The following is a 26,341-nucleotide window of genomic DNA, read 5'->3' on the forward strand; positions in this document are numbered from 1 at the left end:
CGTTCAATGAAATAATTGGACGAATTTCTGAGCGGCAAGGGAAACCGGGATGTTTTTGTGAGTTATGATGCCAAGGCTTCTTTGGGGAATACTTTCTTTTATATTGAGCACAAATATATCCCCATCGGACAACTCTTTTTCAATATAATCCCTGACCACAAAAGATATGCCAAGGCCGATTTTGGCCAGTTCCACCAGCAGGTCAACACTTCCCAATTCAATTTCAGGGGTCAGGCTGATACCCCGGTGTTTTAGATAAGAGTCAATGAACTCTCTGGTGATGGTATTCCTCTCCAGCATCAAAAGGGGGTAACGGTTCAATTCGTCAAGTGGTATGGCCTTGTCTTTCAGGTGTGCGAAATTATTTCCGGCAATAAACACGTCCTGAATTTTTTTTAGTTCCTTGATAATGTGGTACTTATCCTGCTTTTCAGGAATATTGACAACTGTAACATCAACGGCCCCATTGTTTAGAAGCTCAATACACATGGGGGAGGTGCGGTTAATGACCTGAATATTGATATTGGGGTAGAGGCTGATGAACTTTTTGAAATATGGCAAAAGGTAGTGTTTGCAGATAGTATCACTTGCCCCTATTCTGACTTCACCACTTTCCAGGGAACGCAGTTCACTGACCCGCCGTTCTCCCGCCTTGATGAAGTTAAAGGCCTGGGAGATATACTCAAACAGCACTTCACCTTCCCGTGTCAGTTTAACCTGTTTTGTATTTCTGATAAAAAGTCTGCAGTTCATTTTTTCTTCAAGGAGCTTAACTGACTGGCTGACTGCTGACTGGGATATATAAAGACTGTTTGAAGCCGAGGAAAAGCTCAGGTCTCTGGCTACATAATAAAACACCTTGTACAACTCAAAACTAACATCCACAGAAAACCCCCCCTTTTTTTATTAGCTGTACTAATCAAATACATTAAAATTATTAACTATTCTTATTAATTTTATTATGTTAGAATTATATTTGTAAAGTAATATTTTATCGGGAGGTAATACTGATGAATACCGGGGTGAGACGTATTTACGTTGAAAAGAAACAGGGCTTTGATGTTGAGGCCCGCAGCCTTTTGGCCGACCTCAGGGAAAATCTTGGTCTTAGAGGCCTGGAAACGGTAAGGGTGATCAACCGTTATGACGTATCCGGAATTACTGATGAGGAGTACCAAAAGGCACGCACCACCATTTTCTCAGAGCCGCCCGTTGATAATGTATATGATGAAACATTTCCGGAACCGGGTGAGAGCAGCAGGGTATTTGCCATGGAATACCTGCCGGGCCAGTATGATCAGAGGGCGGATTCAGCTGCCCAGTGCCTGCAGCTTCTCAGTCAGAAGGAAAAGCCGGCTGTAAGTTCTGCCAGGGTGGTTGTCCTCGGGGGGGCGCTGTCCGATGCCGATTTTACCAGGATAAAAAGCTACTGTATCAATCCGGTTGACTCCCGGGAGGCCTCTCTGGACAAACCGCAAAGGCTTGATATCGAGTGTGCGGTACCGGCGGATGTTGAGGTTGTTGCCGGGTTTATTTCTAAATCCGAGGCAGAGCTGCAGGAGTTTTTTGACAGCATGGGATTTGCCATGAGTTTTGGTGACCTGAAGTTCCTCAAGCAATATTACCGCGATACGGAGCATAGGGACCCGACCGTGACCGAACTCCGGGTGATTGACACTTATTGGTCAGACCACTGCAGGCACACGACTTTTTTGACAGAACTCCATGAGGTGTCTTTTGAGCCGGGGGCTTTTACGGTTCCGGTTGAGAATGCCTACAGGGAGTATCTGCAGTCAAGGGAATATGTTTATGGCAGCGCGGTTAATCAAGAGAAAGACATTTGCCTGATGGATCTGGCTCTGATGGCGATGAAAGAACTGAGAAAGAGCGGAAAGCTTACTGACCTGGATGAGTCAGATGAGATAAATGCCTGCAGTATAGCCGTGAATGTCGATGTAAACGGTAAAGACGAAGAATGGCTGGTAATGTTCAAGAATGAAACCCATAACCACCCCACGGAAATCGAGCCCTTCGGCGGTGCGGCAACGTGCCTGGGAGGCGCTATCAGGGACCCGCTGTCAGGGAGGTCATATGTCTATCAGGCAATGAGGGTTACCGGCAGCGGCGACCCCAGGGTAAGGATAGAAGACACCCTGCCGGGAAAACTGCCCCAGAGAAAAATTACTACCGAGGCCGCTGCCGGATACAGCTCTTATGGCAACCAGATAGGGCTGGCAACCGGCCAGGTGGCCGAAGTTTATGATGCCGGGTTCCTTGCCAAGAGGATGGAAATTGGTGCGGTTATCGGCGCTGCGCCTAAGAGAAATGTTGTCAGGGAGGCTCCGGTTGAGGGTGACCTGGTTATTTTGGTAGGCGGCAGGACAGGCCGTGACGGATGCGGGGGGGCTACCGGTTCCTCCAAGGAGCATGACGAGGAATCAATTCTGACCTGCGGTGCTGAGGTGCAGAAGGGGAACCCGCCTGAAGAACGCAAAATTCAGAGGCTGTTCCGGGATTCTGAGGTCAGCACCATGATCAAAAGGTGTAACGACTTCGGTGCCGGCGGCGTGTCTGTGGCCATAGGGGAACTTACTGACGGCCTGGAGATAAATTTGGATGCCGTACCGAAAAAATATGAAGGCCTGGACGGGACGGAACTGGCCATTTCAGAGTCTCAGGAGCGGATGGCTGTTGTAGTGGCGGCCGTTGATGCGGACAGCTTCATCAGCAGGGCAAGCCGGGAAAACCTGGAGGCAACAGTTGTGGCCAGGGTTACTGCGGACCGGAGGCTGAAGATGTCCTGGAGAGGCCGAAACATTGTTGATATAAGCAGGGATTTTCTGAATACAAACGGTGTGAAACAGAATACTACGGTTAGGGTTGCTGCTCCTAAAGAAAACGGGAACTTTTTTCATGTTGTTCCTAATGCAGCTAAGCCTGAAGCCGGGAGCCTGAAAAAAGCCTGGCTGGCTAACCTCAGGGAACTGAACGTCTGTGGGCAGAAGGGCCTGGTGGAGATGTTTGACAGCACCATCGGTGCGGGTTCTGTGCTGCTTCCCTTTGGGGGCAGGTATCAGCTGACTCCTGCTGAGGGAATGGCTGCCAAGATTCCTTTGGTATCTGGTGAAACCAAAAGCGGTACTTTGATGGCCTTTGGCTATAACCCCAAATTGGTCTGCTGGAGCCCGTTCCATGGGGCGCTGTATGCTGTTGTGGAGGCTGTCACCAGAATTGCGGCCCTTGGAGGCGATTACAGCAGGGTCAGGCTTACCCTCCAGGAATATTTTGAAAAACTGGGGTCAGACCCGGTTAAATGGGGGAAACCCTTCAGCGCCCTCCTGGGAGCCTTTTATGCCCAGAAGATGTTTGGTATTGCGGCCATAGGCGGCAAGGACAGCATGTCCGGAACCTTTAAGGATCTGAATGTTCCGCCTACCCTGGTTGCTTTTGCCATGGATATGGTCAACGTGGAACGGGTTGTATCCCAGGAATTCAAAAAAACGGGGAGCCGGGTGGTCCTTGTCCCTGCATCCCGGGATAAAAATGAGATTCCTGACTTTGACAGGCTGAAACAGAATTTTACTAAAATTTATCAACTAATCCAGCAGGGTCACGTACTGGCTTCTCACTCGGTGAGGGCCGGGGGGCTGGCTGAAGCTATAAGCAAAATGTGTTTCGGCAATAAGATTGGTTTTGAATTCGCCGGGACGGTAAGCACTGCAGAACTGTTTACCCCTGATTATGGTTCTGTAGTCCTGGAAATTAATGCAGGTGTTGACATAAATAAAGTATTTGGTGATGTACCATTCCGGGAACTGGGCCAGACAACGGAAAAACCTGCTATAAAAGTAAGCGGCGCCGAAGCAGGAATTAACAATACAGGGGTAGGTTTCGGCAATGCTGAAATAGGGATTGATGAAGCAGTCGAAAACTGGATGGCTCCCCTGGAGAGGGTTTTCCCCACCAGAGTAACCGGTGAACCAGATTTCCCAAAACCGGCCGCGGTGTTAGATAACCGGAGAAATACTGCCAGGCCAGGGCTGACTGTGGCCAGGCCCAGGGTGTTTATTCCCGTGTTTCCGGGCACCAATTGTGAGTACGATTCGGCCAGGGCCTTTGAAAGAGCCGGTGGTGCAGTGGAAACCCTGGTAATCAGGAATCTGACCCCGGAAGATATAGAGCTGTCAGTTGATGCGATGGCTAAAGGTATAGATAAGGCTCAGATAATAATGATTCCGGGAGGTTTCAGCGCCGGTGACGAGCCTGACGGTTCCGGTAAATTTATTGCCACTGCCTTTAGGAATCCCAGGGTCAGGGATGCGGTAATGAACCTTCTCAAAAACAGGGATGGCTTGATGCTGGGAATATGCAACGGCTTCCAGGCGCTTATCAAGCTGGGGCTGGTTCCCTATGGCGAAATTACCGATATGGGGGCTGACTGCCCGACACTGACATTCAATACTATCGGCCGCCATGCCTCCTGCATGGTGAGAACAAAGGTGGTTTCCACCCTTTCGCCATGGTTTGCCAATGCCAATCTGGGCGATATTCACACAATCCCCATTTCTCACGGTGAAGGCAGGTTTGTGGCCGGTGAGGAGCAGATCAGGCAGATGATTGCCAATGGCCAGGTTGCCACCCAGTACGTTGACCCTGACAACAACCCCACTTATGATATCGCTTATAACCCCAATGGGTCGGTAGATGCCATTGAAGGCATCACCAGTCCCGATGGCAGGGTGCTGGGCAAGATGGGGCATTCGGAGCGGATTGGTTCTAATGTTGCCGTAAATGTGCCGGGTGAGAAGAACCAGCAGATATTCGAGTCAGGTGTAAAGTATTTCAGGTAAGAGGTGAAAAAATGGAGATACCAATATTAAAGGGGATAACGATCATATTTGCTTTGTCGGTTGGGGTATTGTTTATATTCCACCGGCTGAGGATTCCGGCAGTTGTCGGCTTCCTCCTGACGGGGGTACTGGCGGGGCCCCATGGTTTTGAGCTGGTAAATGAAGTTCATGAGGTTGAGATGCTGGCTGAAATCGGGATAGTCCTGCTCCTCTTTACTATTGGTATAGAATTTTCCTTTGATGAACTGCTGCAGATCAGAAAACCTGTGCTTATGGGCGGCTCTCTGCAGGTGGTCCTTACTTCGGCGGCTGCTTTCGGAATATCCGGGGTTATGGGGTATCCACCGGAAAAGTCCCTGTTTATCGGGTTTCTGATATCGCTCAGCAGTACGGCAATTGTCCTCAGGCTGCTCCAGGAAAGAGCCGAGCTTGACAGCCCTCACGGGCGTGCTATCCTCGGTACGCTTATTTTTCAGGATTTTGCCATTGTCCCGATGATGCTTTTTACTCCGATGCTGTCGGGGCAGGCGGGCAATCTGGGCACTTCCCTGATTGAGCTGGCTGTTAAGGGCATAGTCATAGTGGTCCTGGTAATTGCGGGTGCCAAGTGGATTGTGCCCTATATTTTGTACCAGGCTGCCCGGACACGTAACCGGGAAATTTTTCTATTGAGCATTGTGGTCATCTGTCTGGCAGTGGCGTGGCTTACTTCCAGCGCCGGTCTGTCTCTGGCTCTGGGTGCGTTTCTGGCTGGACTGATTATCTCAGAGTCTGATTACAGTCATCAGGCCTTGGGAAATATCCTGCCCTTCCGTGACGTATTTACCAGTTTCTTTTTTGTTTCCATAGGAATGCTATTGAACATCGGGTATCTTTTGCAGCACCCTCTGCTGGTTGCTGTCGCTGTTATTGTGGTAATATTTGTGAAGACGGTTGTGTCAGGTTTCGTGGCACTCCTGATGGGGTTTTCGATCAGGAGCGCGATATTAACCGGATTTGCCATCAGCCAGGTGGGGGAATTCTCGTTTATTCTTTCCCGCAGCGGTGTGGAGTATGGCCTGCTCAGCGGGGATAATTACCAGCTTTTTCTCGCCGTATCCATAATTTCCATGGCCGGATCCCCCTTTGTCCTGGCTTTGGCGCACAAGATCGCCGATTTGGTTGTCAGGCTGCCTCTTCCGGAAAGGCTGGTTTCCGGGGGGGAACATTCAACACGGGAGATCTCCGATGATTTAAAGAAGCACCTGGTGATTATAGGTTTTGGGATTAATGGACGCAATGTTGCCAGAGCTGCCGGAGCTGTTAATATTCCTTATGTGGTCATTGAGATGAATCCTGATACGGTCAGGGATGAACGGGAAAAGGACGAACCGATTTATTACGGTGACGCTACCCATGAAGCAGTCCTGAAACATGTTAATATTAAGGAAGCAAAGGTTGCTGTTGTGGCCATTTCCGATCCGGCGGCCACCCGGAGGATTATCGAAGTTATCCGCAGGCTAAACCAGAGGCTGTGTATTATTGTCAGGACCCGTTATATTCAGGAATTGGAGGCGCTCCATGAATTAGGCGCCAGTGAAGTTATTCCTGAAGAGTTTGAGACCTCTGTGGAGATTTTTACCCGGGTGCTCAATAAGTACCTGGTGCCGAGGGCCGAAATTGAAAGGTTTGTCTCTGAAGTGCGGTCAGACACCTATGAGATGTTCCGCAGCTATTCCCGGAGGCCAACCATTTTTTCTGAATTGAGACTTCAGATGCCGGATTTTGAAATAACCACATTCAGGATAAGTGAAGAGTCAAAAGCGGCAGGGAAAAGCCTGCAGCAGATTGCACTAAGGAAGAAGTATGGTGTCACTATGCTGGCAATAGGGCGTGAAGGGAAATTCAAAGCAAACCCCCACGGAGAAGCAGATCTGCTGCCGGGGGATGTGGCCGTAGTTGTCGGGCCCCGTGACAAGGTAGCCAGGGTTTCCGGCCTGTTCCAGGAGCAGCAGCAGAGCTAATGAATTGGCGATATCTATGCGGGGGAAAGGTGAAACAGGCTGTTTTGCTTGACATTGACTCCCGGCCTTGTTAAGATATAAATGTGAAAAATTGAATCTTCGTAGGTTCCGGGATTATACCGGGGACACGAGGGAAAGTGTACCTAGGGTTCCGCTGATATAGGATATCAGGTCAGGTCCAAGTGGTACAGGCGTATTCATGCGCCACACCGACGGGATAAAAGCCCAGACGGGTAGGTTTCACTCGAATGAGAGAATCTGCTCGCCCGGGCTTTATTATTTGTCTTGGGGCTGACCGCCGCAGGGCTAAATAAATTGCCATGAAAAGTGGCAAACTTAATACAGCCGATTACAAAAAAAGGGGGGCTGGATTAAGTTGATAGAACGTTTATTCAGGTTCCGGGAGCTCGGGACAGATGTGAAGACTGAAGTTATCGCCGGTTTGACCACTTTTATGACAATGGCATATATCCTGGCAGTTAACCCGATTATCCTGTCAGGAGCCGGCATGGACTACAATGCTGTCTTTATTGCCACTGCTCTGGCAGCAGGGGTAGTCACCATTGCAATGGGGCTTTTTGTGAATTTCCCGATAGCGCTTGCTCCAGGAATGGGCCTCAATGCTTATTTCGCAGCTATTGTTGCTTCGGGACAGATGTCATGGCAGGTCGCCCTGGGGGCGGTATTTCTCTCTGGAGTAATATTTATTATACTGACGGTCACCAATATCCGCCAACTGCTGGTGGAGGCTGTGCCTAATTCATTGAAAAAGGCTATTACGGTAGGTATCGGGTTGTTTATTACATCTATTGGCCTGAAGCTTTCGGGGCTGGCAGTGGTGTTTATCGAGCTGCTCCCCGGGGAATTCGGCGGTAGTTTTGAGAATATAGCAAAAGCAGGCAAGGGGGTTATCACACCCAGTGAGTGGGCCTCAAAGCTGGGCATCATTTCAGAGGGGCCTGCCCTGCTGGCAATCATAGGCCTTTTGCTTTCAGGACTCCTCTTAGCCAAAAAGGTCAAGGGATCACTGCTCTGGGGGATCATTATCACCACCCTGGCAGGGATTCCGCTGGGGGTAACCGATCTTGAGGGCTTCAGCTATAGTTTTCCTTCTTTTCAGAACCTCGCGGTAGGCAGACTGGATATCATGGGCGCTCTGCAAGCAGGGTTGCTGACCGTTATCCTGACTTTTACGTTTGTGGAACTGTTTGATACCTTTGGGACCCTTATCGGTACTGCCGGAAAGGCCGGCCTGCTTGATGAAAAGGGCAATAACCCCAGGATAGGGCGGGCCATGCTGGTAGATGCCTTTGGGGTCAGCTTCGGGGCGCTGATGGGGACAAGTACTGTCACCTCATATATTGAGAGCGCTGCCGGTATCGGCGAAGGAGGCAAGAGCGGCCTGACGGCTGTGACCACAGGGGTTATGTTTCTCCTGGCAATACTTCTGGCGCCGTTTTTCATCCTGATTCCCAGTGCGGCTACCGCACCGGCACTGATACTGGTAGGGCTGTTAATGGTTTCCGCCATCAGGGAAATTGATTTTGAGCATATGGCTGATGCCATTCCGGCATTTCTGACCATCGTATTCATGCCTTTTACAGCGAATATTGCCAATGGCATTTCGGCCGGTATTATTACTTACGTATTCTTAAAGGTTACCACCGGCAAGCCCAGGGAAGTCCACTGGCTGATGTATATACTTTTCGTACTGATAGCGCTCCGGTATGCCTTCCTGGGCGGAGAATGATAATTTGACCCGGATTAACCCTTGCTTAGAGGATTATGGAATAATTTGTTGAAAAGAGTACTATCAATTTTTGAACGGGGGTAGGTATGGTGAAACCATTGGTAGGCATAGTTATGGGGAGCGACTCTGATCTGAAAATAATGAAAGAAGCAGCAAAAATCCTGGCTGAGCTCGGGATTACCAGTGAAGTGGTTATTTCCTCGGCACACCGGGTGCCGGAACAGACGGCCCAATATGCCAGGACTGCGGAAGAACGCGGCCTGGAGGCTGTTATAGCCGGAGCCGGCATGGCCGCTCACCTGCCGGGGGTAATAGCTGCTATGACTCCCCTGCCTGTTATCGGGATACCTATCCAGTCAGGTGCGCTATCAGGGGTTGATGCCCTTTATGCCATTGTACAGATGCCTCCGGGAATACCTGTGGCCACAGTTGCTGTTAATGGCGCCAAAAATGCCGGTATCCTGGCGGCACAGATACTGAGTGTCAAATACCCGGAAATTCGGGAAAACATTAGAGAATATAAAGTCAGGATGGAGAAAGAGGTTGAGGCCAAGGCTGCCAAGCTGGCAGAACTGGGGATAGAGGGTTACCTGGAAAGCAATGAGGGAAGAAAATAATGTACGGAGGTACCGGACAAAATGATTGAACGCTATACTCTTCCTGAAATGGGGAGAATCTGGACCCTGGAGAACAAGTTTCAGAAGTGGCTTGATGTTGAGATCGCAGCCTGTGAAGCTATGGCTGAGCTGGGGCAGATCCCGGCGGAAGCGGTCAGGGTCATCAGGGAAAAAGCCGCTTTTGATGTTAACAGAATTGATGAAATCGAAAAGGTCACCAATCATGATGTGATTGCATTTCTGACTAATGTCGCGGAAAACGTCGGTGAAGAGTCCAAGTATATCCATATGGGGATGACCTCATCAGATGTTGGTGACACAGCCCTGTGCCTGCTGATGAAAGAGGCGGCAGAGCACCTGCTCCCGAGGCTGACAGTTCTCCGGGAAAAGCTGGTGGAAAAGGCCGGAGAGTACAAGTACACTCCGATGATCGGGCGGACCCACGGGATCCATGCCGAACCGATGACCTTTGGGATGAAGATGCTGCTTTGGATTGCTGAGACCGACCGGAATATGGAACGCCTCCAAAGGGCAGTGGAAACCATCAGTGTGGGCAAACTCTCAGGGGCTGTGGGAACTTATGCCAACATCGACCCTGAAGTGGAAAGAAGGGTCTGTGAGAAACTGGGGCTGCAGCCTGCTTCTATTGCCACACAGGTAATTCAGCGGGATCGGCATGCCGAGTATATGTCGACCCTTGCGGTAATAGGCTGTACCCTGGAGAAGATTGCCACCGAACTGCGCAACCTGCAGCGTACCGATATCAGAGAAGCGGAAGAGTATTTTGCCAAGGGCCAGAAAGGGTCCTCGGCAATGCCCCATAAAAGGAATCCCATCACAGGTGAACGCATCAGCGGCCTGGCCCGTATTTTGCGGGGCAATGCCCTTGCGGCCATGGAAAATGTGGCCCTCTGGCATGAACGGGACATCTCACACTCATCAGTGGAGCGGGTCATTGTTCCTGACAGCACCATCCTTCTTGACTATATGCTGCACCTGACCATAAAGATAGTCGGCAGCCTCCTTGTTTACCCTGAGGCCATGATGGAAAACCTTAATAAGACCAAGGGCCTGATTTATTCCCAGCGAGTCCTGCTGGCACTGGTGGACAAGGGGGTTTTGCGGGAAAGAGCCTATGAGCTGGTACAGAGAAATGCCATGGAGGTCTGGCGGACCAAACAGAACTTCGCTGACCTGCTGCAGAACGATGCCGATGTGGTCAAATTGATTCCTGCAGAAGAGCTCCACAGCCTGTTTGACTATAACTGGTTCCTCAGACATGTAGATGCGGTTTTTCAGCGCTTTGGGTTGTAGCGGCTCTCCGGAAATGACCGGTGATGGAATATGGTGAGATGTTGTAACGATTTTCCGCACTGCCGCCTATGAGTCGGAGCTGCCACCCCCCCCGTCAACAAGGCAGCGTCCCCGAACTCGATGGCTCATGAGGCCTGTTTCGTGAGATGGCCGCCTCTCGTTTTGGCGGGCCAAAACTTCCCGGCGGCCTTCGCCATCTTCTGACATGCGGGGACTCCCTGCCTTGTTGACGGTGACTTGCAGCAAGACTCATAACGGCGGCAGTGCCAAGGAAAATCTTATACGACATCTCACCACATGCCCCGGTCATTTCCGAAGCCGCACATAAAAAGGAAAAAAACAAAAGGGAAATAAATAAAAAAATAAAAGGAAACATGTTTTAGAGAAATTTATTGGAGTGTAGAAGGAGGTAAGAAAAGCATGGATGTTCAGAAGCTGGAACAGCTGCATGAGGGGAAGGCTAAAAAGGTATACAGAACCAATGACCCGGACCTGTACTGGATAGAGTACAAGGATGATGCCACAGCCTTTGACGGCAAGAAAAAAGGCACTATCATGAACAAGGGGATTCTTAATAACAGAATCTCGGTGCACTTCTTTAACCTGTTGGAAAGCAAGGGGATTGTAACCCACCTGGTTAAACAGGTAAATGACAGGGAGCAGATAGTCAAAGCAGTTGATATCATCCTGGTGGAAGTAGTTGTCAGGAATATTGCTGCCGGTTCGTTGTCCAAGAGACTCGGGATGGCGGAAGGGACCATGCTTCCCAAAACAGTGCTGGAATTTTACTATAAGGATGATGCTCTCGGTGACCCGCTGATCAATGACTATCATATCCAGGTACTTGAACTGGCTGCTCCTGAACAGATGAAGTCGATATCAATAATGGCTCTTAAAATAAATGATATTCTCAGGGAATACCTTAAGGAAAAGAAAATAGACCTGATTGATTTTAAGCTTGAATTCGGTACCCATAAAGGGGAGGTCATCCTGGCAGATGAGATATCTCCCGATACCTGCCGCTTCTGGGATTTAGAGACCAGGGAGAAACTGGACAAGGACCGTTTCCGCAGAGACCTGGGCAATGTTGAGGAAGCCTACCGGGAAGTGCTCAAGAGACTGACCGGTGAAACCATATCTGATAGCTGACAACTGACATAAGAAAGCTGTTTAATTGCCGTAGACCATTGGCCAGGAACAATAAATAGCGGAGGAATTTAAAATGTTATTTCAAACTGACCGCTCTAACAGAAAAAACAATGATCATGACAAACCTGAAGAGGAATGCGGTATTTTTGGCATTTACGGACCGGGACTGGATGTATCGCGCCTGACCTATTACGGATTGTATGCGTTGCAGCATCGCGGTCAGGAAAGCGCCGGGATAGCAGTATCCGATGGTTCAGGTATCAGCCTGCATAAAGATATGGGCCTCGTTCCGGAGGTCTTTTCCGATGACATCCTCCAAAAGCTGCAGGGCAGAATGGCTCTTGGACATGTCCGTTATTCCACTACTGGTTCCAGTCTGGTTTTAAATGCCCAGCCCCTGGTATGTTATTATTCCAAGGGGATGATTGCCCTGGCCCATAACGGGAACCTGACAAATACTGCTGATCTGAGGGAGCGTTTGGCTCTGGAGGGGTCGGTATTTCAGTCTACTATTGACAGTGAGGTTATTGTCAACCTGATTGCCCGGTACAGCCAGGGATCCATTGAGGATGGCATTAAAATGACTATGAAACAGGTCAGGGGAGCCTATTCTCTGGCCGTCATGACCGAGGACAAACTCATCGGGGTCCGCGATCCCTGGGGGGTAAGGCCGCTCTGTATCGGGAGACTGGGTGATGCCTATATCCTGGCATCTGAATCATGTGCTCTGGATACTGTGAGCGCTGAACTGATCCGGGATGTGGAGCCCGGAGAAATTGTCATCATCAGCGAAGCCGGTCTGGTGTCACATAGGACTGAACCTGAGGAACGCAAGGGGATGTGTATTTTTGAATATATTTACCTGGCCCGTCCGGACAGCATAATTGACGGTTTTCATGTCAGTGAGGTCAGGCGTGAAATGGGAAGGCAGCTAGCGCGTGAGTATCCGGTGGATGTTGACCTGGTTATCCCGATACCCGATTCAGGCAATGCTGCTGCCAGGGGGTATGCCCTGGAGAGTGGAATACCCTTTGAAGACGGCCTGATGAAAAACCGGTATATTGGGAGGACTTTTATCCAGCCAAACCAGGCTATGAGAGATCTGGCAGTCAGGTTGAAACTGAATCCTGTGAGAAACATCCTCAAAGGCAAGCGGGTTCTCATGATTGATGACTCCATTGTCAGAGGCACTACCAGCGGGAAAATGGTCAAAATGGTACGGGATGCCGGCGTGAAGGAAGTCCATATGTGTATCAGCTCACCCCCGATAGAGTGGCCGTGCCACTACGGAATAGATACGTCTGACAGGGATGAACTGATTGCGGCCAAGCTTTCGGTTGAGGAAATAAGGAAACATATCGGCGCTGACGGTCTGCATTACCTTAGTATGGATGGTCTTCTGAAGGTTTTTGGCAGCCCGCGGAATTTCTTCTGTACCGCGTGTTTTGACGGTGATTACCCAATAAGGGTTTCAGGGCAAGCAGGCAAATTCTGCCTGGAAAACGGGAGGAAATGCAAATGAATGAAAGCAATAAGAAAGGCCTGACTTATGCCGATGCCGGTGTGGACATCAATGCCGGCGCTGAGGCTGTGGAACTGATGAAAGAACATGTGAAAAAGACCTTCCGGCCGGAGGTGATGACCGATTTAGGTGGTTTTGGAGGGCTTTTTGCCCTAAATGCCTCCAAGTATGCGGAGCCGGTCCTGGTTTCCGGTACAGATGGTGTTGGGACCAAACTGATGATCGCCTTTTTAATGGATAAACATGATACGGTCGGGATAGATGCTGTAGCCATGTGTGCCAATGATATTTTGGTACAGGGCGCTGAGCCCCTCTTTTTTCTGGACTATCTGGCAGTGGGCAAACTTGTTCCGGAACGGGTGGCAGATGTTGTCAAAGGCATAGCAGATGGGTGCCGCCAGGCGGGGTGTGCCCTGATTGGCGGGGAAACCGCCGAGATGCCCGGCTTTTACGGTGTTGATGAATATGATATTGCCGGTTTTGTGGTAGGTGTAGTTGACAGGCAGCGCATTATAGACGGGAGCACGATTGCCCCCGGTGATGCGGTAATCGGGCTGCCATCATCGGGACTCCACAGTAACGGGTATTCACTGGCCCGGAAGGTACTCCTGGAAGTCGGCGGGTTTAAGACTGATACCTACTCTGATGAACTGGGCAGGACTGTTGGTGAGGAAATGCTGGAACCTACCCGGATTTACGCCCGGCAGATTCTCCCCCTTCTGGGAAAATACGATATCAGGGGCATGGCCCATATTACGGGAGGCGGACTCACGGAGAATATCCCCAGGATACTGCCTGAGGGTACTAAGGTTGTGCTTAATCCCAAAGCATGGCCTCAGAAAGCAGTCTTTAGCCTTATCCAGAAAACCGGGGGAGTAGATATTGAAGAAATGTGCCGGACCTTTAATATGGGAATTGGAATGATAATTATTTTACCATCTGAACAGGCTGCTGCCGTGCTGGCAGACTTGGGTGCGGACGGTGAGGCGGCATACCTGATAGGGAAAGTAGCAGCAGGTGACAGGCAGGTCGAGTACAAAGCTGAGGAGGTGTAAGACGATGTCAAAATTACGCCTGGGCGTTCTGGCTTCAGGGCGTGGTTCAAATCTGCAGGCCATTATTGACAACATCGCCGCCGGAAAACTTGATGCTGAAGCTGCTGTAGTTATAAGTGACAAACCTAATGCCTTTGCCCTGGAAAGGGCCCGGAACCATGGTGTTCCGGCTGTACATATCAAACCCGCCGATTACCGGGGAAAAGAAGAATATGAAAAGGCAGTGACTGACTGCCTTAGAGAAAACCGGGCGGAGCTTGTGGTTCTGGCCGGGTATATGCGTATAGTGGGAGATGTCCTTCTGGGCGAGTATCCCAACCGGATTATGAATATCCACCCTGCACTGCTGCCATCCTTTCCGGGAGCGCATGGCCAAAGGGATGCAGTTGAATATGGGGTCAGGTACTCGGGGTGTACCGTTCACTTTGTGGATGGGGGAATGGATACAGGGCCGATTATCCTCCAGGAGGTTGTCCCGGTGCTCCAGGAGGATGATGAAGACAGCCTGGCGGCACGGATTCTGAAGGAAGAACACAAGGTTTATTCCCGGGCCATTCAGCTTTTTGCAGAAGGGAAGCTAAAGGTTGCGGGCAGAAAAGTGATTATCAGTTAGGTCTGGGAAATGACTGTAAGGGAATATGGTGAGACATTGTACCGATTTTCAGCACTGCCGCCTATGAGTCTAAGCTGCTATCCCCGGCATCAAGGCAGCGTCCCCGAACTCGATGACTCATGGGGCCAGTTTCGTGAGATGGCCGCCTCTCGTTTTGGCGAGCCAAAACTTCCCGGCGGCCTTCGTCATCTTCGGACATGCGGGGACTCCCTGCCTTGCTGCCGGTGACTTGCAGCAAGACTCATAACGGCGGCGGTGCAAGGAAAATCTTGTACAACACCTCACCATATGCCACGGTCATTTCCAGACCTAACTACTAATAATATAGATAAGCTGATGCCGGGGTTTCGAGTCCTGAGAATAGTTGAGCTTGAAGTTCATGAAGAGTTAATTATTAATAAAGAAGGACAATAATTAAAGATTGAAAAAGGGGGGTATTAATTTGAAAAAACGTGCGCTTGTCAGTCTTTCCGACAAGGCGGGCTGTGTTGAGTTTGCCCGCGAGCTGCATGAACTTGGTTTTGAAATTATCTCCACCGGGGGGACTTTTAAGACTATCAAGGAAGGCGGGGTTCCGGTTACCTATGTGACTGAAGTGACGGGCTTCCCGGAAATTCTTGATGGCAGGGTAAAGACCTTGAACCCGTATATTCACGGGGGCATTTTGGCCCGGAGAACCCCTGACCACTTGGCCCAGTTGGAAGAACACAAAATCGGGACAATTGACCTGGTTGCCGTTAACCTGTATCCCTTTAAGGAGACAATTGCCAAGCCTGATGTAACTCTGGAGGATGCCATTGAAAACATTGATATCGGCGGTCCGACCATGGTCAGGGCAGCAGCCAAGAACTGTGAGAGTGTCACTATCATTGTAAATCCGGTAAGATATGCTGAAGTCATTGCGGAACTTAAGGAAAAGGGTGAGGTTTCCCGGGAAAACAGGCTGAAGCTGGCTGCTGAGGCCTTTACCCATACAGCCGATTATGACACCCATATCAGTACATACCTCAACAAACTGGTAAAAGAGAATTAGAGGTGAATCAATTGAAGGTACTTGTGGTAGGCGGCGGAGGCCGTGAACACACACTGGTCTGGAAACTGAAGCAGAGCCCGCGGGTAAAGGAAATCTACTGTGCTCCCGGTAATGCCGGGATTGCCCTTGATGCTGCCTGTGTCGATATCGCAGCAGATGATATTGACGCCCTGCTGAGCTTTGCCCTGGCAGAGGGGATTGACCTGACGGTTGTCGGTCCGGAGGCTGCGCTGACCCTCGGAATAGTGGACAGGTTCCGGGAAAAGGGACTGAAGATATTCGGCCCGGCCCAAAAAGCTGCCGAAATAGAAGGCAGTAAGGTCCTGGCCAAGGAGATTATGTATAAGTATAATATTCCGACAGCCCATTATGCCGATTTTACTGACCCTGACAAGGCCATTGCTTATATCAGGGAAGTTGGAGCCCCAATTGTGGTTAAGGCTGATGGCCTGGCAGCAGGTAAGGGTGTCATTGTGGCCATGGATGAGCAGACCGCTGTCGATGCGGTGAAGAATATTATGGAAGACCGGGCTTTCGGTGATTCCGGAAATCGGGTGGTTATTGAAGAATTTCTGGAGGGTGAGGAAGTCAGTATCCTTGCCTTTACAGACGGGACTGCTGTTGTCCCCATGGTTTCCTCACAAGACCACAAACGCATCTTTGACAATGATGAGGGCCCCAATACCGGCGGCATGGGAGCATATTCCCCGGCTCCGGTGTATACCCGGGATATTGAGCCATTTGTTTATGACCGGGTCCTGGTCCCGACTATTCAGGGGATGAAGGCAGAAGGGCGCACCTATGAAGGGGTTATCTATGCCGGGCTGATAATGACAAAAGGAGGGCCCAAGGTCCTGGAATACAACGCGCGCTTTGGCGACCCCGAAACCCAGGCCGTGCTGGCCAGGCTGGAAACGGACCTGGTGGATATTATCGACGCTGTCCTGGAAAAACGGCTTGCCGGTATTGAAATCAAGTGGTCTGATGATGCTGCTGTGTGTGTTGTCATGGCATCAGGAGGCTATCCGGGGAGCTATGAAAAGGGGAAGGTTATCTCCGGGCTTAACGAGGCAGGAGCGGAAGGGGCTCTTGTATTCCACGCCGGGACTGCTGAAAAGGATGGCCGGATAGTGAATTCCGGCGGCCGGGTGCTGGGAGTCACGGCCCTCGGCAGTACAATTCCCCAGGCGATTGCCAATGTTTACCGGGCAGTGGAGAAAATTACCTGGGACGGGGTACAGTACAGGAAGGATATTGGGCAGAAAGCCATTAAGCACCTGTAGTTCTGCTGGAAAAAAATAATGCCCCAAAACGAGAAAAGCCCCCAAAGGGCTTTTCTCGTATCCTAAAGCTAAGGAGTTATTATGACAGCCAGCATCATTGTCGGCTGTTGTTTTTAACATTTCCCTGTTTCAGACGGTTTATTCATAAATTGCCTTATTTTTTTCTTGTTAAGCCAAGGATTTATATTGATTTGTTTAAAGACCCCATTGTGGTGGGAAAATTAAAAGAGGAATTTCCCTGAAGCACAGAGAATATATACCGACATCAAATGGTCAGTTGTCAAATGGCCATCTATCAAGGAAAGAGGGAGTTGTGTGACCAGCAAATTTAAAGACCCGCTGCTTGACCGCCTTTTTGAGGCAGTGCTTTGCCTGGAAAACTCTGATGAATGTTATCGTTTTTTTGAAGATATCTGTACCGTGGCCGAATTGAAATCCCTGGCCCAGAGGCTGGAAGTAGCCAAAATGCTGGAAGCCAGCCGGACCTATGGCGACATAGCCGAGAAAACTGGCGCCAGTACTGCTACCATAAGCCGGGTGAAAAGATCCCTCAACTATGGGGCTGATGGGTATAAGCTGGTACTTGACCGGCTGAAAAGCTGAATATGCAAGGTGGAGGAACTGCTGGCAGCGGCAGTTCCTTTTGTATTTATTAAGGAAATTACCGTTTTGCAGGGTTATGGATAATTTCCTTAATAATGGGGGTTATAGGGGGTATGCCCCCTATTCTCCGGGGGTAACAGGAGCGAAGCGACGTCATAGGGGGCTGGCCCCCTTTGAACAAGAAAATTGACATCGAAGATAAATTTGACGAAGTCAATTTTCTTGATTGACAGGGTCGGCAGCGTATGTTAATATAGCTTTATTACTTTAACTAGTTAAAGCACGAAAGAAGGAGCTGCTAGATTATGACCAACAATCACCTGAGATTACAGGTTCCTGCCGGGGTGCGCGACCTGCTGCCCGGTGAGGCCCAGCGTAAAAGAAGCCTGGAGAATGCTTTTGAAAAAACCTTCAGGGTTTGGGGTTACCGGGAAGTAATCACACCAACCTTTGAATATTATGATGCCCTCTCCACCGGCAGGGGTGTTGAGGAGGATGCCAGGCTCTACAAGTTTATTGACCGGCAGGGACATATCCTGACCCTGCGTCCGGACATGACCACCCCCATAGCCCGTCTGGTAAGCACCAGGATGCGGGATGAAGCGTTTCCACTAAGGCTTTTTTATATGGCTAACGGGTTCAGCTTTGAAGACCCCCAGGCAGGCCGGCAGCGCGAATTTTACCAGTCAGGAATAGAACTGATTGGGGACAGCAGTCCTTTCGCTGATGCTGAAGCCATCGCCATTGCAGTGGAAACACTGAAGGCTTCTGGTTTGCAGAATTTTAAAGTAAGCATTGGGCATGTGGATATACTTTACGGGATGATGGAAGAACTGCGACTGCCGGAAGCACACAAGGGGAGGATAAAGGCAGCCCTGAGCAATAAAAACTATGTCGGACTGGAAGAGCTTCTTGATGAATTTGAGGTGAGTGAAGCCGAAAAGGAAAAGTTTATGCATGTTATTACCGCAAGGGGTGGTCGGGAGGCAATAACCGGGGCAGGCCGGTTTGCGGAAAACGCCAAAACTGCTGCGGCTCTGGCAGCGTTGGGAAATGTATATGATGCCCTTAGAGCGTATGAGGTGACCTCATATGTTGAAATTGATCTGGGGGTGCTCCGGGGCCTGGACTATTATACCGGGGTAGTTTTTGAAGGGTACTCAGCTTATCTGGGATTCCCTATCCTGGGGGGGGGGAGATATGACCACCTTTTGGGACGGTTCGGATTTGAGTGCACTGCAACCGGCTTTGCCATGGGCATGGAACGCCTGCTGCTGTCCCTGGAAAAGGAAGGAAATGAGATCAGCCCGGCTCCTGATGCTGATTGCCTGATTATATATAACCCCTTACAGGCTGATGCTGCTTTTAAAAAAGCGCGGGAACTGCGGGAGGCGGGGCAGGTTGTTGTAACGCTCCGGTCAGATATGGAAAATCCCTCAGGTCCGGCAGGTTGTGCACTGCCGAGCTCCCAGAGGATACCTGCCAAAGAAGTAATATATATCAATAACAATAAAGGGCTCTAACTGCTTTAACGTCAGAGCCCTTTATAATAACATTGTAAGACAATATTATAATTTAGCTTTTAAAAAAACCCTTTATTGTTGTCATCCAGGATTTTTCCGGTTTCGGCGATAAATCTGCCATGGGACCGGGATTAGGATTCTCAACAGGTACATGGCTGATATCCTTTTGGCATCTGGGACATAACCATGGGTCACCGAGGGTCGTGGAACTAAAGGAAGCGCTGCCGCAGTACGGGCAGACCTTTTTTAACATAAAACGGATCACCTCAAAAGGTAAGTTGAAACTAATATATATTTTTATTATCGGTAAATCTGAAAAAATCTTAATAGTTTTTAGAAAAAGAGGTTTTAGAAAAAAAAGTTTTTAGAAAAAAACATTGTCTTGTTGTTTTCATTGACACTAAATAGAATAGAATGGTATAATTTAACGTATTAGCACTTTAACGTATTAAAGAGGTGTATAAAATGAAGTCTGATCTTGTTTTGGCTGTTCCTAAGGGAACGCTCTATAAACCGACTGTAGCGTTACTTAAAGAGGCCGGTTTCAGTTGTAGTGATATGGAGACAGATACCAGAAAACTGCTGTTCACAGATGAGGAACAAAAGGTTAAGTATATTGTCTGTCGGCCTACTGATATCCCCACCTTTGTAGAGTATGGCGCGGCGGATCTGGGTTTTGTAGGTAAGGATACTATTGTGGAACAGAAAAAAGAGGTTTTTGAATTACTTGACTTAAAGTACGGTTTCTGCCGCTTTGTTGTGGCAATGCCCGAAGAAGCCGCCTTGGAGAAAGACTGGGATCAGCTAAATCATGTGAGAGTTGCCACCAAGTTTCCCAGGGTTGCGGAGGAATTTTTTATGAGCAGGGGCAAACAGATGGAAATAATCAAGCTTCACGGTAATATTGAACTTGCGCCTATGGTGGGTCTGTCTGACCTGATTGTGGATATTGTTTCCACAGGGAGGACACTTAGAGACAACAAGCTGGTGGAAGTGGCCCGGATTTTTAATTCCACTACCAGGCTGATTGCCAACAGGGTCAGTCACAGGATGCTAAACAGCAGGATTAACCCTATCGTCAGGAAGATAAGGGAAATAGTTGAAAACGGGGGGATGCCTGAATGATAAGGATATTGGAATCCGGAGATACCGCTATTGCTAATGTTATCAAGAAAGAATTTCCTGACCAGGCGGTTTATGAGGAACGGGTCAGGGAAATTCTGCAGAATGTCAGGGAACGCGGTGACGAGGCCCTTATTGAATACACAGCCAGGTTTGACCGGGCTCAGCTTGCCCCAGAAACCCTGAGGGTTTCTACTGCGGAAATAGAAGAGGCATATAAAGAAACAGATGATGAATTTCTGACTGCTATCCGGAGGGCCAGGGATAATATTGCGGTTTATCACCGCAAACAGCTGCATACATCATGGATGGAAACCAGTGAGGACGGCACCATCCTCGGTCAGCTGATCAGGCCGGTGGAGCGGGCCGGTATCTATGTCCCGGGAGGTACGGCCAACTATCCGTCTTCGGTGTTAATGAATGCGGTACCGGCCGGTGTTGCCGGGGTCCGTGAGATAGTAATGGTGGCCCCGCCGGGAAGTGATGGGAGGCTGCAGGCTTCTACCCTGGTAGCTGCCGCTGAGGCCGGAGTTACGGAAATCTATAAGCTGGGAGGAGCCCAGGCAGTGGCGGCTTTGGCTTATGGTACCGCAACTGTAAAGCCTGTTGATCTGATCACCGGACCGGGTAATATATATGTTACTCTGGCCAAAAAAATGGTATATGGTGTGGTTAATATAGATATGCTGGCCGGACCCAGTGAGATACTGGTGATTGCCGATGATACCGCAGACCCGGTTTATGTGGCGGCTGACCTGCTGTCCCAGGCCGAGCATGATGTACTGGCTTCGGCAGTGCTGTTAACTCCCTCCAGAGTCTTGGCCGAAGCTGTCAGGGAAGAAATTCGCCGGCAGGTCGGTTACCTCTCCCGGAAGGAAATCATGACCGCATCTTTAAGGGACTACAGCGCCATCATTGTGACCAGGGACCTGGCGGAGGCAGTGGAACTGGCAAACAGTTATGCCCCCGAACACCTGGAGCTGGCTGTGGCAGCGCCCTTTGACATGCTGGGGAAAATCAGGAATGCCGGTTCCATCTTTATGGGGCATTATACCCCGGAGCCGGTGGGAGATTATTTTGCCGGACCCAACCATGTGCTGCCAACCGGCGGAACGGCAAGGTTTTATTCTCCGTTGAATGTGGATACCTTTATGAAAAAATCCGGCCTGATTGCATATTCTCCGGACAGACTGAAGAAGCACGGCGCTGATATCATCAAACTGGCTGAGACAGAAGGCTTGGATGCCCATGCCAACTCTGTCCGGGTCAGGCTGGGAAAGTGAGGGCAGATACTATGCAAATCAGAGATATGGTAAGGGAAGACATCCGGAACCTGGTGCCCTATGAGCCCCATCCATATGCGGATGTGATTAAACTTGATGCCAACGAAAATCCTCATGCCTTTCCTGCTCCGGTAATTAAAGATATTTTCGAAACCCTTACCGGTGATGTTTTCACCAGGTATCCGGACCCCCTTGGTGAGGAATTAAGGGGTGAGATCGGGAAAATGACAGGGGCTGCCCCGGAAAACATTATCCTGGGGAACGGGTCTGATGAGCTTATCCAACTGCTGCTGCAGACCTTTGGCGGACCGGGCAGGCGGGTGGTCATTCCGGTCCCTACATTTGCAATGTACAAAATCCATGGACAGATTACCGGGACTGAGCCTGTAGAGATTCCCCGGAACAGCGATTTTTCTCTTGATGAGGAGAGATTAATTGCTGAAATGCAGGTTTCGGGCGCTACCACGACCTTTATTGCCACACCCAATAATCCGACAGGCACCATAGCGCCGGTGGAACAGGTGCGCCGGCTTCTGGAGCGGGTGGATTCCCTGGTGATAATTGATGAGGCATATATTGATTTTGGAGGCCAGACCTGCCTGCCCCTGATTCGGGAATACCCGAACCTGGTGGTGCTGCGGACCTTTTCCAAGGTTGCCCTGGCAGGGCTGCGGCTCGGTTATCTGACGGCAGATGCCGCTGTCGTCAGGGAACTGCTGAAGGTAAAGCAGCCATACAATGTTAATGGATTTTCTCAGGCGGCGGCCCGGGCAGTGCTCAAAAACTGGCAGTATTTCCGGGAACAAATTGCGGAAATAGTTGCGGAACGGGTAAGACTGGAGGCTGAATTGGGAAAAATAAAGGGAATTGAAGTGTTCCCTTCAAAAGCAAACTTTGTTCTCTTCAGGGTTCCGGTCCCGGCGGCTGAACTTCACCGGGGGCTGTTGGAAAACGGTGTCCTGGTCAGGAAAAACCCCGGCCGCACTCACGGGTTGGAGCAGTGCCTGCGGGCAACAGTCGGCACCAGGCAGGAAAATGACTTTTTTCTGGAGAAACTAACTAAATTAATTCCCATTTCATGAAACGGAGTGATTTGAAGTGGCTAAGGCACGGAAAAGCAAGGTATCCAGGACGACAACAGAGACAGATATTAATATCTCGCTGAACCTGGATGGTAAAGGAAGCTACAAACTGGATACAGGGGTCCCTTTTCTGGACCATATGCTGGCATTATGGTCCAGACACGGTATGTTTGACCTGGATGTAGAAGCCCAGGGAGATACCGGGATTGATGACCACCATACTGTGGAGGATATCGGCATCTGCCTTGGACAGGCAATTTCTCAGGCCTTGGGAGATAAGGCGGGAATCAGGCGTTACGGAACTGCTTTTGCGCCCATGGATGAGTCTCTGGCCATGGTAGTTATTGATATCAGCGGCAGGGCCTTTACCTCTGTTGATATACCTATGCCGGCTCAGAAGGTAGGGGACTTCGATACCGAGCTGGTGGAGGAATTCTTACGGGCTCTGGCCACTAATGCGGAGATTACTCTCCATGTCAGGCTGCTTCAGGGAAAGAACACTCACCACATAATCGAGGCTGTTTTCAAGGCGCTGGGCAGGGCTATCAATGAAGCTGTTTCCATTGATGTGCGTATTGAGGGAATTATGTCTACAAAAGGGCAGCTATAAGCATTGAGCGGCTGAGAGACAGGCAGTATGGGGCGGGAGGCATGAGAGCCGGCCCAGGTTGGCAGCATGAAAAATCGGAGGATAGACAATTATTATGATAGCTATAATTGATTATGGGATGGGGAATCTGCGGAGTGTGCAGAAAGGTTTTGAACACGTAGGGTTTGATGCCCTGGTAACATCAGACCCTGAAGAAGTCAGAAAAGCCGCTAAGGTCGTATTGCCGGGAGTCGGGGCCTTTGGTGATGCCATGGCGAACCTGAGGAATGCCAGAATGACCGAAGTAATTACCGATGCTGTGAAAGACGGGAAACCCTTTCTAGGGATCTGCCTGGGCCTGCAACTGATGTTTGATTCCAGTGAAGAATTTGGCTTTCATGAGGGCCTGAAAATCTTCCCCGGCAGAGTCAGGATGCTTCCTCCGGGGCTGAAAATTCCCCATATGGGATGGAACCAGATAGAGATCCGGCAGGAGGTTCCCCTGCTTAAAGATATTCCTGAAGGGGCGTCCTTCTATTTTGTGCATTCTTTTTATGCGGAACCCAGTGACCCTGGGATTATCACAACAGTGACAGACTATGGAATAAAATTTACATCCATAGCCGGGAAGGACAATGTTTTTGGCATCCAGTTCCACCCGGAGAAAAGCAGTTCACTGGGGCTGCAGATTCTAAAGAATTTCGGGGAGATGAGATAATGCTGGTTATACCTGCAATCGACCTGCGCAACGGAAAATGTGTCCGGCTTGTGGAGGGGAAAATAGAGAATGAAACCATCTATTCAGATGACCCGGCAGAAATGGCGCGTAAATGGGAAGGGCTTGGGGGGCAGTTCCTGCACCTGGTTGACCTGGATGGCGCTTTTGCCGGGAAACCGCAAAACGATGAGGCTGTCAGGAGCATTGTTGGCGCTGTCTCCATCCCTGCAGAGCTGGGTGGCGGAATCAGGGATATAGAAACCATTGCGTACTACCTGGACATGGGTGTGAGCAGGGTTATCCTGGGGACAGTGGCGATATCCAATCCAAAGCTTGTCGCCGATGCGGTCGGGAAGTTCGGGGCAGAGCGGATTGTGCTGGGGATTGATGCCCGGGACGGGATGGTGGCCATTCACGGCTGGGACTCCACAGTTACCAAAACAGCAGTTGAGCTGGCTTTGGAAATGAAGCAGTTAGGGGTCGAAAGGGTTATTTATACTGATATCAAGCGGGATGGGACCCTCAAGGGACCCAATATCGAGAGCACCAGGGAAATTGCTGTGGAAACAGGTCTTAAGATAATAGCTTCCGGAGGTATCGCCGGGCCAGAAGATATCAGAGCGGTAAAAGAGTTGGAGTCGGCGGGGGTGGAAGCGGTTATTACCGGAAAAGCCCTTTATGATGGCAGGCTGGATCTGGAGGAAGCCCTAAGGATTAGCGGGGGACAGGAAAGATAGGAGAGATAGGAGATGCTGGCAAAAAGAATCATACCGTGTCTTGATGTAACCGGGGGCAGGGTGGTTAAAGGGACAAACTTCGTAGACCTGAGGGATGCCGGTGATCCGGTGGAGCTGGCGGCCTTTTATGACCGGGAAGGCGCAGATGAGCTGGTCTTTCTGGATATCACCGCTTCCTCGGACGGTCGGGAGACAATGCTTGATGTGGTCAGGAGAACTGCTGAGGAGGTCTTTATCCCGTTTACTGTTGGCGGGGGGATCAGGAAGGTTGAAGATATGAGGATAATGCTGGCTGCAGGAGCGGATAAGGTTTCGGTGAATACTTCTGCGGTGCAGAACCCGGGCCTGATAGCAGAGGGCGCCAATAAGTTCGGGTCCCAGTGTATCGTCCTGGCAGTTGATGCTAAAAGGACCGGCGCTCCGGGGAAATGGGAAGTATATATCCACGGCGGGAGGACCCCAACCGGGATAGACGCCATGGAATGGATTAAAAAGGCCGAAGAGCTCGGCGCCGGTGAAATACTCCTCACCAGCATGGATGGGGACGGGACCAAGGACGGTTATGATATCGAACTCACCAGGACGGTAGCGGAACTGGTTAATATACCTGTTATCGCCTCAGGCGGAGTAGGCAATCTGGAACACATCAGTGAAGGACTTGTCGAGGGAAAGGCCGATGCCGCCCTGGCAGCCTCCATATTTCATTTTGGAGAATATTCCATCAGTGAGACAAAGCAGTATTTGAGGGCAAAAGGGGTGGTGGTCAGATAATGGATTTTGAGATGAATTTACTTAAATTTGATGCACACGGGCTGATTCCGGCCATTATTCAGGATGTGAATACAGATGAGGTTTTGATGATGGCTTATATGAACAAGGAGTCTCTGCAGAAGACCCTCGAAACCGGGCGGACCTGGTTCTGGAGCAGAAGCAGGAAGGAACTGTGGAATAAGGGGGCTACCTCCGGTCATTACCAGGAGGTAAGGACCATAAGTTATGACTGTGACGCTGACAGTCTGCTGGTCAAGGCTGTGCAAACAGGGGCAGCATGTCATACCGGTGAACGCACCTGTTTTCATAACCCTGTTTTGGAGGCTGCAGCCGAAGACTCCGCTTCAGCTGGCATACTCAATGAGGTTTATGAGGTGATAATGAGCCGCAAGAGGGAGATGCCGGAAGGCTCATATACCACTTACCTGTTTACCAAGGGAATTGATAAGATCTGTAAGAAGGTAGGGGAAGAAGCCGCGGAAGTGATTATCGGAGCCAAAAACAGGAACAGGGAAGAGGTCATCTATGAGGTGGGGGACTTGATTTACCACCTGTTGGTCCTGCTCGGTGAACAGGGGATAGAGCCAAGCGAAGTTTACCGGGAACTGGCCGGGAGAAGATAACGCTGTAGTTGCAGCCGCCGGCAGCCAATAATCAAGGCAGCTTAGCTGATATTTCGAAAAAATTACATTATTTCTTCACATTTTGGTCATAATTTTGGTTT

Annotated in this window: 22 protein-coding genes, 1 pseudogene and 1 riboswitch; of the genes and pseudogenes, 21 read left to right on the forward strand and 2 right to left on the reverse strand. The window is 50.0% G+C overall.

Going from position 1 to position 26,341, the window contains the following annotated elements; genetic code table 11:
* Positions 1 to 3 precede the first annotated feature (3 nt).
* Positions 4 to 885 carry a LysR family transcriptional regulator gene (locus tag Ga0451573_RS17060; protein WP_231685368.1) on the reverse strand — a complete coding sequence of 294 codons (882 nt, stop codon included), beginning with the start codon at positions 883 to 885 and terminating at the stop codon, positions 4 to 6.
* Positions 886 to 1,010: 125 nt separating this feature from the next.
* Here Ga0451573_RS17060 and Ga0451573_RS17065 point away from each other — a divergent pair, with 125 nt between their 5' ends.
* The 13 genes and pseudogenes from Ga0451573_RS17065 to hisZ all read left to right on the forward strand — a co-directional run bounded on the left by Ga0451573_RS17065 (position 1,011) and on the right by hisZ (position 19,315).
* Positions 1,011 to 4,850: a phosphoribosylformylglycinamidine synthase gene (locus tag Ga0451573_RS17065; RefSeq protein WP_231685369.1), complete on the forward strand. Its 3,840-nt coding sequence runs from the start codon at positions 1,011 to 1,013 to the stop codon at positions 4,848 to 4,850.
* A gap of 11 nt (positions 4,851 to 4,861) precedes the next feature.
* Positions 4,862 to 6,853 (forward strand): monovalent cation:proton antiporter family protein, encoded by a 1,992-nt coding sequence (locus Ga0451573_RS17070; RefSeq protein ID WP_231685370.1) that lies wholly within the window; start codon positions 4,862 to 4,864, stop codon positions 6,851 to 6,853.
* A gap of 132 nt (positions 6,854 to 6,985) precedes the next feature.
* Positions 6,986 to 7,087, forward strand: a riboswitch (guanidine-I (ykkC/yxkD leader).
* A 142-nt stretch (positions 7,088 to 7,229) separates the two neighbouring features.
* Positions 7,230 to 8,603: an NCS2 family permease gene (locus Ga0451573_RS17075; protein ID WP_231685371.1), complete on the forward strand. Its 1,374-nt coding sequence runs from the start codon at positions 7,230 to 7,232 to the stop codon at positions 8,601 to 8,603.
* Positions 8,604 to 8,689: 86 nt separating this feature from the next.
* Positions 8,690 to 9,220 carry a 5-(carboxyamino)imidazole ribonucleotide mutase gene (gene purE / locus Ga0451573_RS17080; RefSeq protein ID WP_231685372.1) on the forward strand — a complete coding sequence of 177 codons (531 nt, stop codon included), beginning with the start codon at positions 8,690 to 8,692 and terminating at the stop codon, positions 9,218 to 9,220.
* A gap of 21 nt (positions 9,221 to 9,241) precedes the next feature.
* Positions 9,242 to 10,534: an adenylosuccinate lyase gene (gene purB, locus Ga0451573_RS17085; RefSeq protein WP_231685373.1), complete on the forward strand. Its 1,293-nt coding sequence runs from the start codon at positions 9,242 to 9,244 to the stop codon at positions 10,532 to 10,534.
* Between the two features lie 420 nt (positions 10,535 to 10,954).
* Positions 10,955 to 11,683 carry a phosphoribosylaminoimidazolesuccinocarboxamide synthase gene (gene purC / locus Ga0451573_RS17090; RefSeq protein WP_231685374.1) on the forward strand — a complete coding sequence of 243 codons (729 nt, stop codon included), beginning with the start codon at positions 10,955 to 10,957 and terminating at the stop codon, positions 11,681 to 11,683.
* A gap of 73 nt (positions 11,684 to 11,756) precedes the next feature.
* Positions 11,757 to 13,205 (forward strand): amidophosphoribosyltransferase, encoded by a 1,449-nt coding sequence (purF, locus tag Ga0451573_RS17095; RefSeq protein WP_231685375.1) that lies wholly within the window; start codon positions 11,757 to 11,759, stop codon positions 13,203 to 13,205.
* A complete protein-coding gene (gene purM / locus Ga0451573_RS17100) occupies positions 13,202 to 14,260 on the forward strand; it encodes a phosphoribosylformylglycinamidine cyclo-ligase (RefSeq protein WP_231685376.1) in 1,059 nt (352 codons plus the stop codon). The genes purF and purM overlap by 4 nt, the downstream gene beginning before the upstream one ends.
* Before the next feature lie 4 nt (positions 14,261 to 14,264).
* Complete coding sequence (gene purN, locus Ga0451573_RS17105) at positions 14,265 to 14,873, forward strand: phosphoribosylglycinamide formyltransferase (protein ID WP_231685377.1); 609 nt, start codon at positions 14,265 to 14,267, stop codon at positions 14,871 to 14,873.
* Between the two features lie 442 nt (positions 14,874 to 15,315).
* Positions 15,316 to 15,900: pseudogene (gene purH / locus Ga0451573_RS17110) on the forward strand (bifunctional phosphoribosylaminoimidazolecarboxamide formyltransferase/IMP cyclohydrolase); the annotation flags it as partial.
* Positions 15,901 to 15,917: 17 nt separating this feature from the next.
* Positions 15,918 to 17,189 carry a phosphoribosylamine--glycine ligase gene (purD, locus tag Ga0451573_RS17115; protein ID WP_231685378.1) on the forward strand — a complete coding sequence of 424 codons (1,272 nt, stop codon included), beginning with the start codon at positions 15,918 to 15,920 and terminating at the stop codon, positions 17,187 to 17,189.
* Positions 17,190 to 17,504: 315 nt separating this feature from the next.
* The gene (locus tag Ga0451573_RS17120; RefSeq protein ID WP_231685379.1) at positions 17,505 to 17,792 is read left to right on the forward strand and encodes a YerC/YecD family TrpR-related protein; all 288 of its coding nucleotides are present in this window, start codon (positions 17,505 to 17,507) and stop codon (positions 17,790 to 17,792) included.
* Between the two features lie 305 nt (positions 17,793 to 18,097).
* A complete protein-coding gene (gene hisZ, locus Ga0451573_RS17125; protein ID WP_231685380.1) occupies positions 18,098 to 19,315 on the forward strand; it encodes an ATP phosphoribosyltransferase regulatory subunit in 1,218 nt (405 codons plus the stop codon).
* A gap of 52 nt (positions 19,316 to 19,367) precedes the next feature.
* Here hisZ and Ga0451573_RS17130 read toward each other — a convergent pair whose 3' ends face one another.
* The gene (locus Ga0451573_RS17130) at positions 19,368 to 19,568 is read right to left on the reverse strand and encodes a hypothetical protein (protein ID WP_231685381.1); all 201 of its coding nucleotides are present in this window, start codon (positions 19,566 to 19,568) and stop codon (positions 19,368 to 19,370) included.
* A 212-nt stretch (positions 19,569 to 19,780) separates the two neighbouring features.
* Between Ga0451573_RS17130 and hisG the strand changes: the two genes are divergently transcribed.
* The 8 genes from hisG to hisIE all read left to right on the forward strand — a co-directional run bounded on the left by hisG (position 19,781) and on the right by hisIE (position 26,240).
* Positions 19,781 to 20,440: an ATP phosphoribosyltransferase gene (hisG, locus tag Ga0451573_RS17135; protein WP_231685382.1), complete on the forward strand. Its 660-nt coding sequence runs from the start codon at positions 19,781 to 19,783 to the stop codon at positions 20,438 to 20,440.
* Positions 20,437 to 21,720, forward strand: a complete 1,284-nt coding sequence (gene hisD, locus Ga0451573_RS17140; RefSeq protein ID WP_231685383.1) for a histidinol dehydrogenase — start codon at positions 20,437 to 20,439, stop codon at positions 21,718 to 21,720. The genes hisG and hisD overlap by 4 nt, the downstream gene beginning before the upstream one ends.
* Before the next feature lie 11 nt (positions 21,721 to 21,731).
* Positions 21,732 to 22,802, forward strand: a complete 1,071-nt coding sequence (gene hisC, locus Ga0451573_RS17145; protein WP_231685384.1) for a histidinol-phosphate transaminase — start codon at positions 21,732 to 21,734, stop codon at positions 22,800 to 22,802.
* A 16-nt stretch (positions 22,803 to 22,818) separates the two neighbouring features.
* The gene (gene hisB / locus Ga0451573_RS17150; RefSeq protein WP_231685385.1) at positions 22,819 to 23,412 is read left to right on the forward strand and encodes an imidazoleglycerol-phosphate dehydratase HisB; all 594 of its coding nucleotides are present in this window, start codon (positions 22,819 to 22,821) and stop codon (positions 23,410 to 23,412) included.
* Positions 23,413 to 23,506: 94 nt separating this feature from the next.
* Positions 23,507 to 24,109: an imidazole glycerol phosphate synthase subunit HisH gene (gene hisH, locus Ga0451573_RS17155; protein ID WP_231685386.1), complete on the forward strand. Its 603-nt coding sequence runs from the start codon at positions 23,507 to 23,509 to the stop codon at positions 24,107 to 24,109.
* Positions 24,109 to 24,846, forward strand: a complete 738-nt coding sequence (gene hisA, locus Ga0451573_RS17160) for a 1-(5-phosphoribosyl)-5-[(5-phosphoribosylamino)methylideneamino]imidazole-4-carboxamide isomerase (RefSeq protein WP_231685387.1) — start codon at positions 24,109 to 24,111, stop codon at positions 24,844 to 24,846. Before hisH ends, hisA begins: the two co-directional genes overlap by 1 nt.
* Before the next feature lie 12 nt (positions 24,847 to 24,858).
* Entirely contained in the window at positions 24,859 to 25,617 is a 759-nt protein-coding gene (gene hisF / locus Ga0451573_RS17165) for an imidazole glycerol phosphate synthase subunit HisF (protein WP_231685388.1), read from the forward strand.
* Positions 25,617 to 26,240: a bifunctional phosphoribosyl-AMP cyclohydrolase/phosphoribosyl-ATP diphosphatase HisIE gene (gene hisIE, locus Ga0451573_RS17170; RefSeq protein WP_231685389.1), complete on the forward strand. Its 624-nt coding sequence runs from the start codon at positions 25,617 to 25,619 to the stop codon at positions 26,238 to 26,240. The genes hisF and hisIE overlap by 1 nt, the downstream gene beginning before the upstream one ends.
* Positions 26,241 to 26,341: the final 101 nt, after the last annotated feature.

This window comes from Phosphitispora fastidiosa, from assembly GCF_019008365.1.
Taxonomy (GTDB): domain Bacteria; phylum Bacillota; class Thermincolia; order Thermincolales; family UBA2595; genus Phosphitispora; species Phosphitispora fastidiosa.

Excerpts from the sequence above, each read along its gene's own strand:
- purF (WP_231685375.1), top strand. The coding sequence starts at position 11,757 with ATGTTATTTCAAACTGACCGCTCTAACAGAAAAAACAATGATCATGAC.
- hisIE (WP_231685389.1), top strand. The coding sequence starts at position 25,617 with ATGGATTTTGAGATGAATTTACTTAAATTTGATGCACACGGGCTGATT.
- hisC (WP_231685384.1), top strand. The coding sequence starts at position 21,732 with ATGCAAATCAGAGATATGGTAAGGGAAGACATCCGGAACCTGGTGCCC.
- hisH (WP_231685386.1), top strand. The coding sequence starts at position 23,507 with ATGATAGCTATAATTGATTATGGGATGGGGAATCTGCGGAGTGTGCAG.
- hisG (WP_231685382.1), top strand. The coding sequence starts at position 19,781 with ATGAAGTCTGATCTTGTTTTGGCTGTTCCTAAGGGAACGCTCTATAAA.
- Ga0451573_RS17070 (WP_231685370.1), top strand. The coding sequence starts at position 4,862 with ATGGAGATACCAATATTAAAGGGGATAACGATCATATTTGCTTTGTCG.
- Ga0451573_RS17065 (WP_231685369.1), top strand. The coding sequence starts at position 1,011 with ATGAATACCGGGGTGAGACGTATTTACGTTGAAAAGAAACAGGGCTTT.
- purN (WP_231685377.1), top strand. The coding sequence starts at position 14,265 with ATGTCAAAATTACGCCTGGGCGTTCTGGCTTCAGGGCGTGGTTCAAAT.
- hisZ (WP_231685380.1), top strand. The coding sequence starts at position 18,098 with ATGACCAACAATCACCTGAGATTACAGGTTCCTGCCGGGGTGCGCGAC.
- purC (WP_231685374.1), top strand. The coding sequence starts at position 10,955 with ATGGATGTTCAGAAGCTGGAACAGCTGCATGAGGGGAAGGCTAAAAAG.
- hisD (WP_231685383.1), top strand. The coding sequence starts at position 20,437 with ATGATAAGGATATTGGAATCCGGAGATACCGCTATTGCTAATGTTATC.
- purB (WP_231685373.1), top strand. The coding sequence starts at position 9,242 with ATGATTGAACGCTATACTCTTCCTGAAATGGGGAGAATCTGGACCCTG.
- purM (WP_231685376.1), top strand. The coding sequence starts at position 13,202 with ATGAATGAAAGCAATAAGAAAGGCCTGACTTATGCCGATGCCGGTGTG.
- purE (WP_231685372.1), top strand. The coding sequence starts at position 8,690 with ATGGTGAAACCATTGGTAGGCATAGTTATGGGGAGCGACTCTGATCTG.
- hisF (WP_231685388.1), top strand. The coding sequence starts at position 24,859 with ATGCTGGCAAAAAGAATCATACCGTGTCTTGATGTAACCGGGGGCAGG.
- Ga0451573_RS17130 (WP_231685381.1), bottom strand. The coding sequence starts at position 19,568 with ATGTTAAAAAAGGTCTGCCCGTACTGCGGCAGCGCTTCCTTTAGTTCC.
- hisA (WP_231685387.1), top strand. The coding sequence starts at position 24,109 with ATGCTGGTTATACCTGCAATCGACCTGCGCAACGGAAAATGTGTCCGG.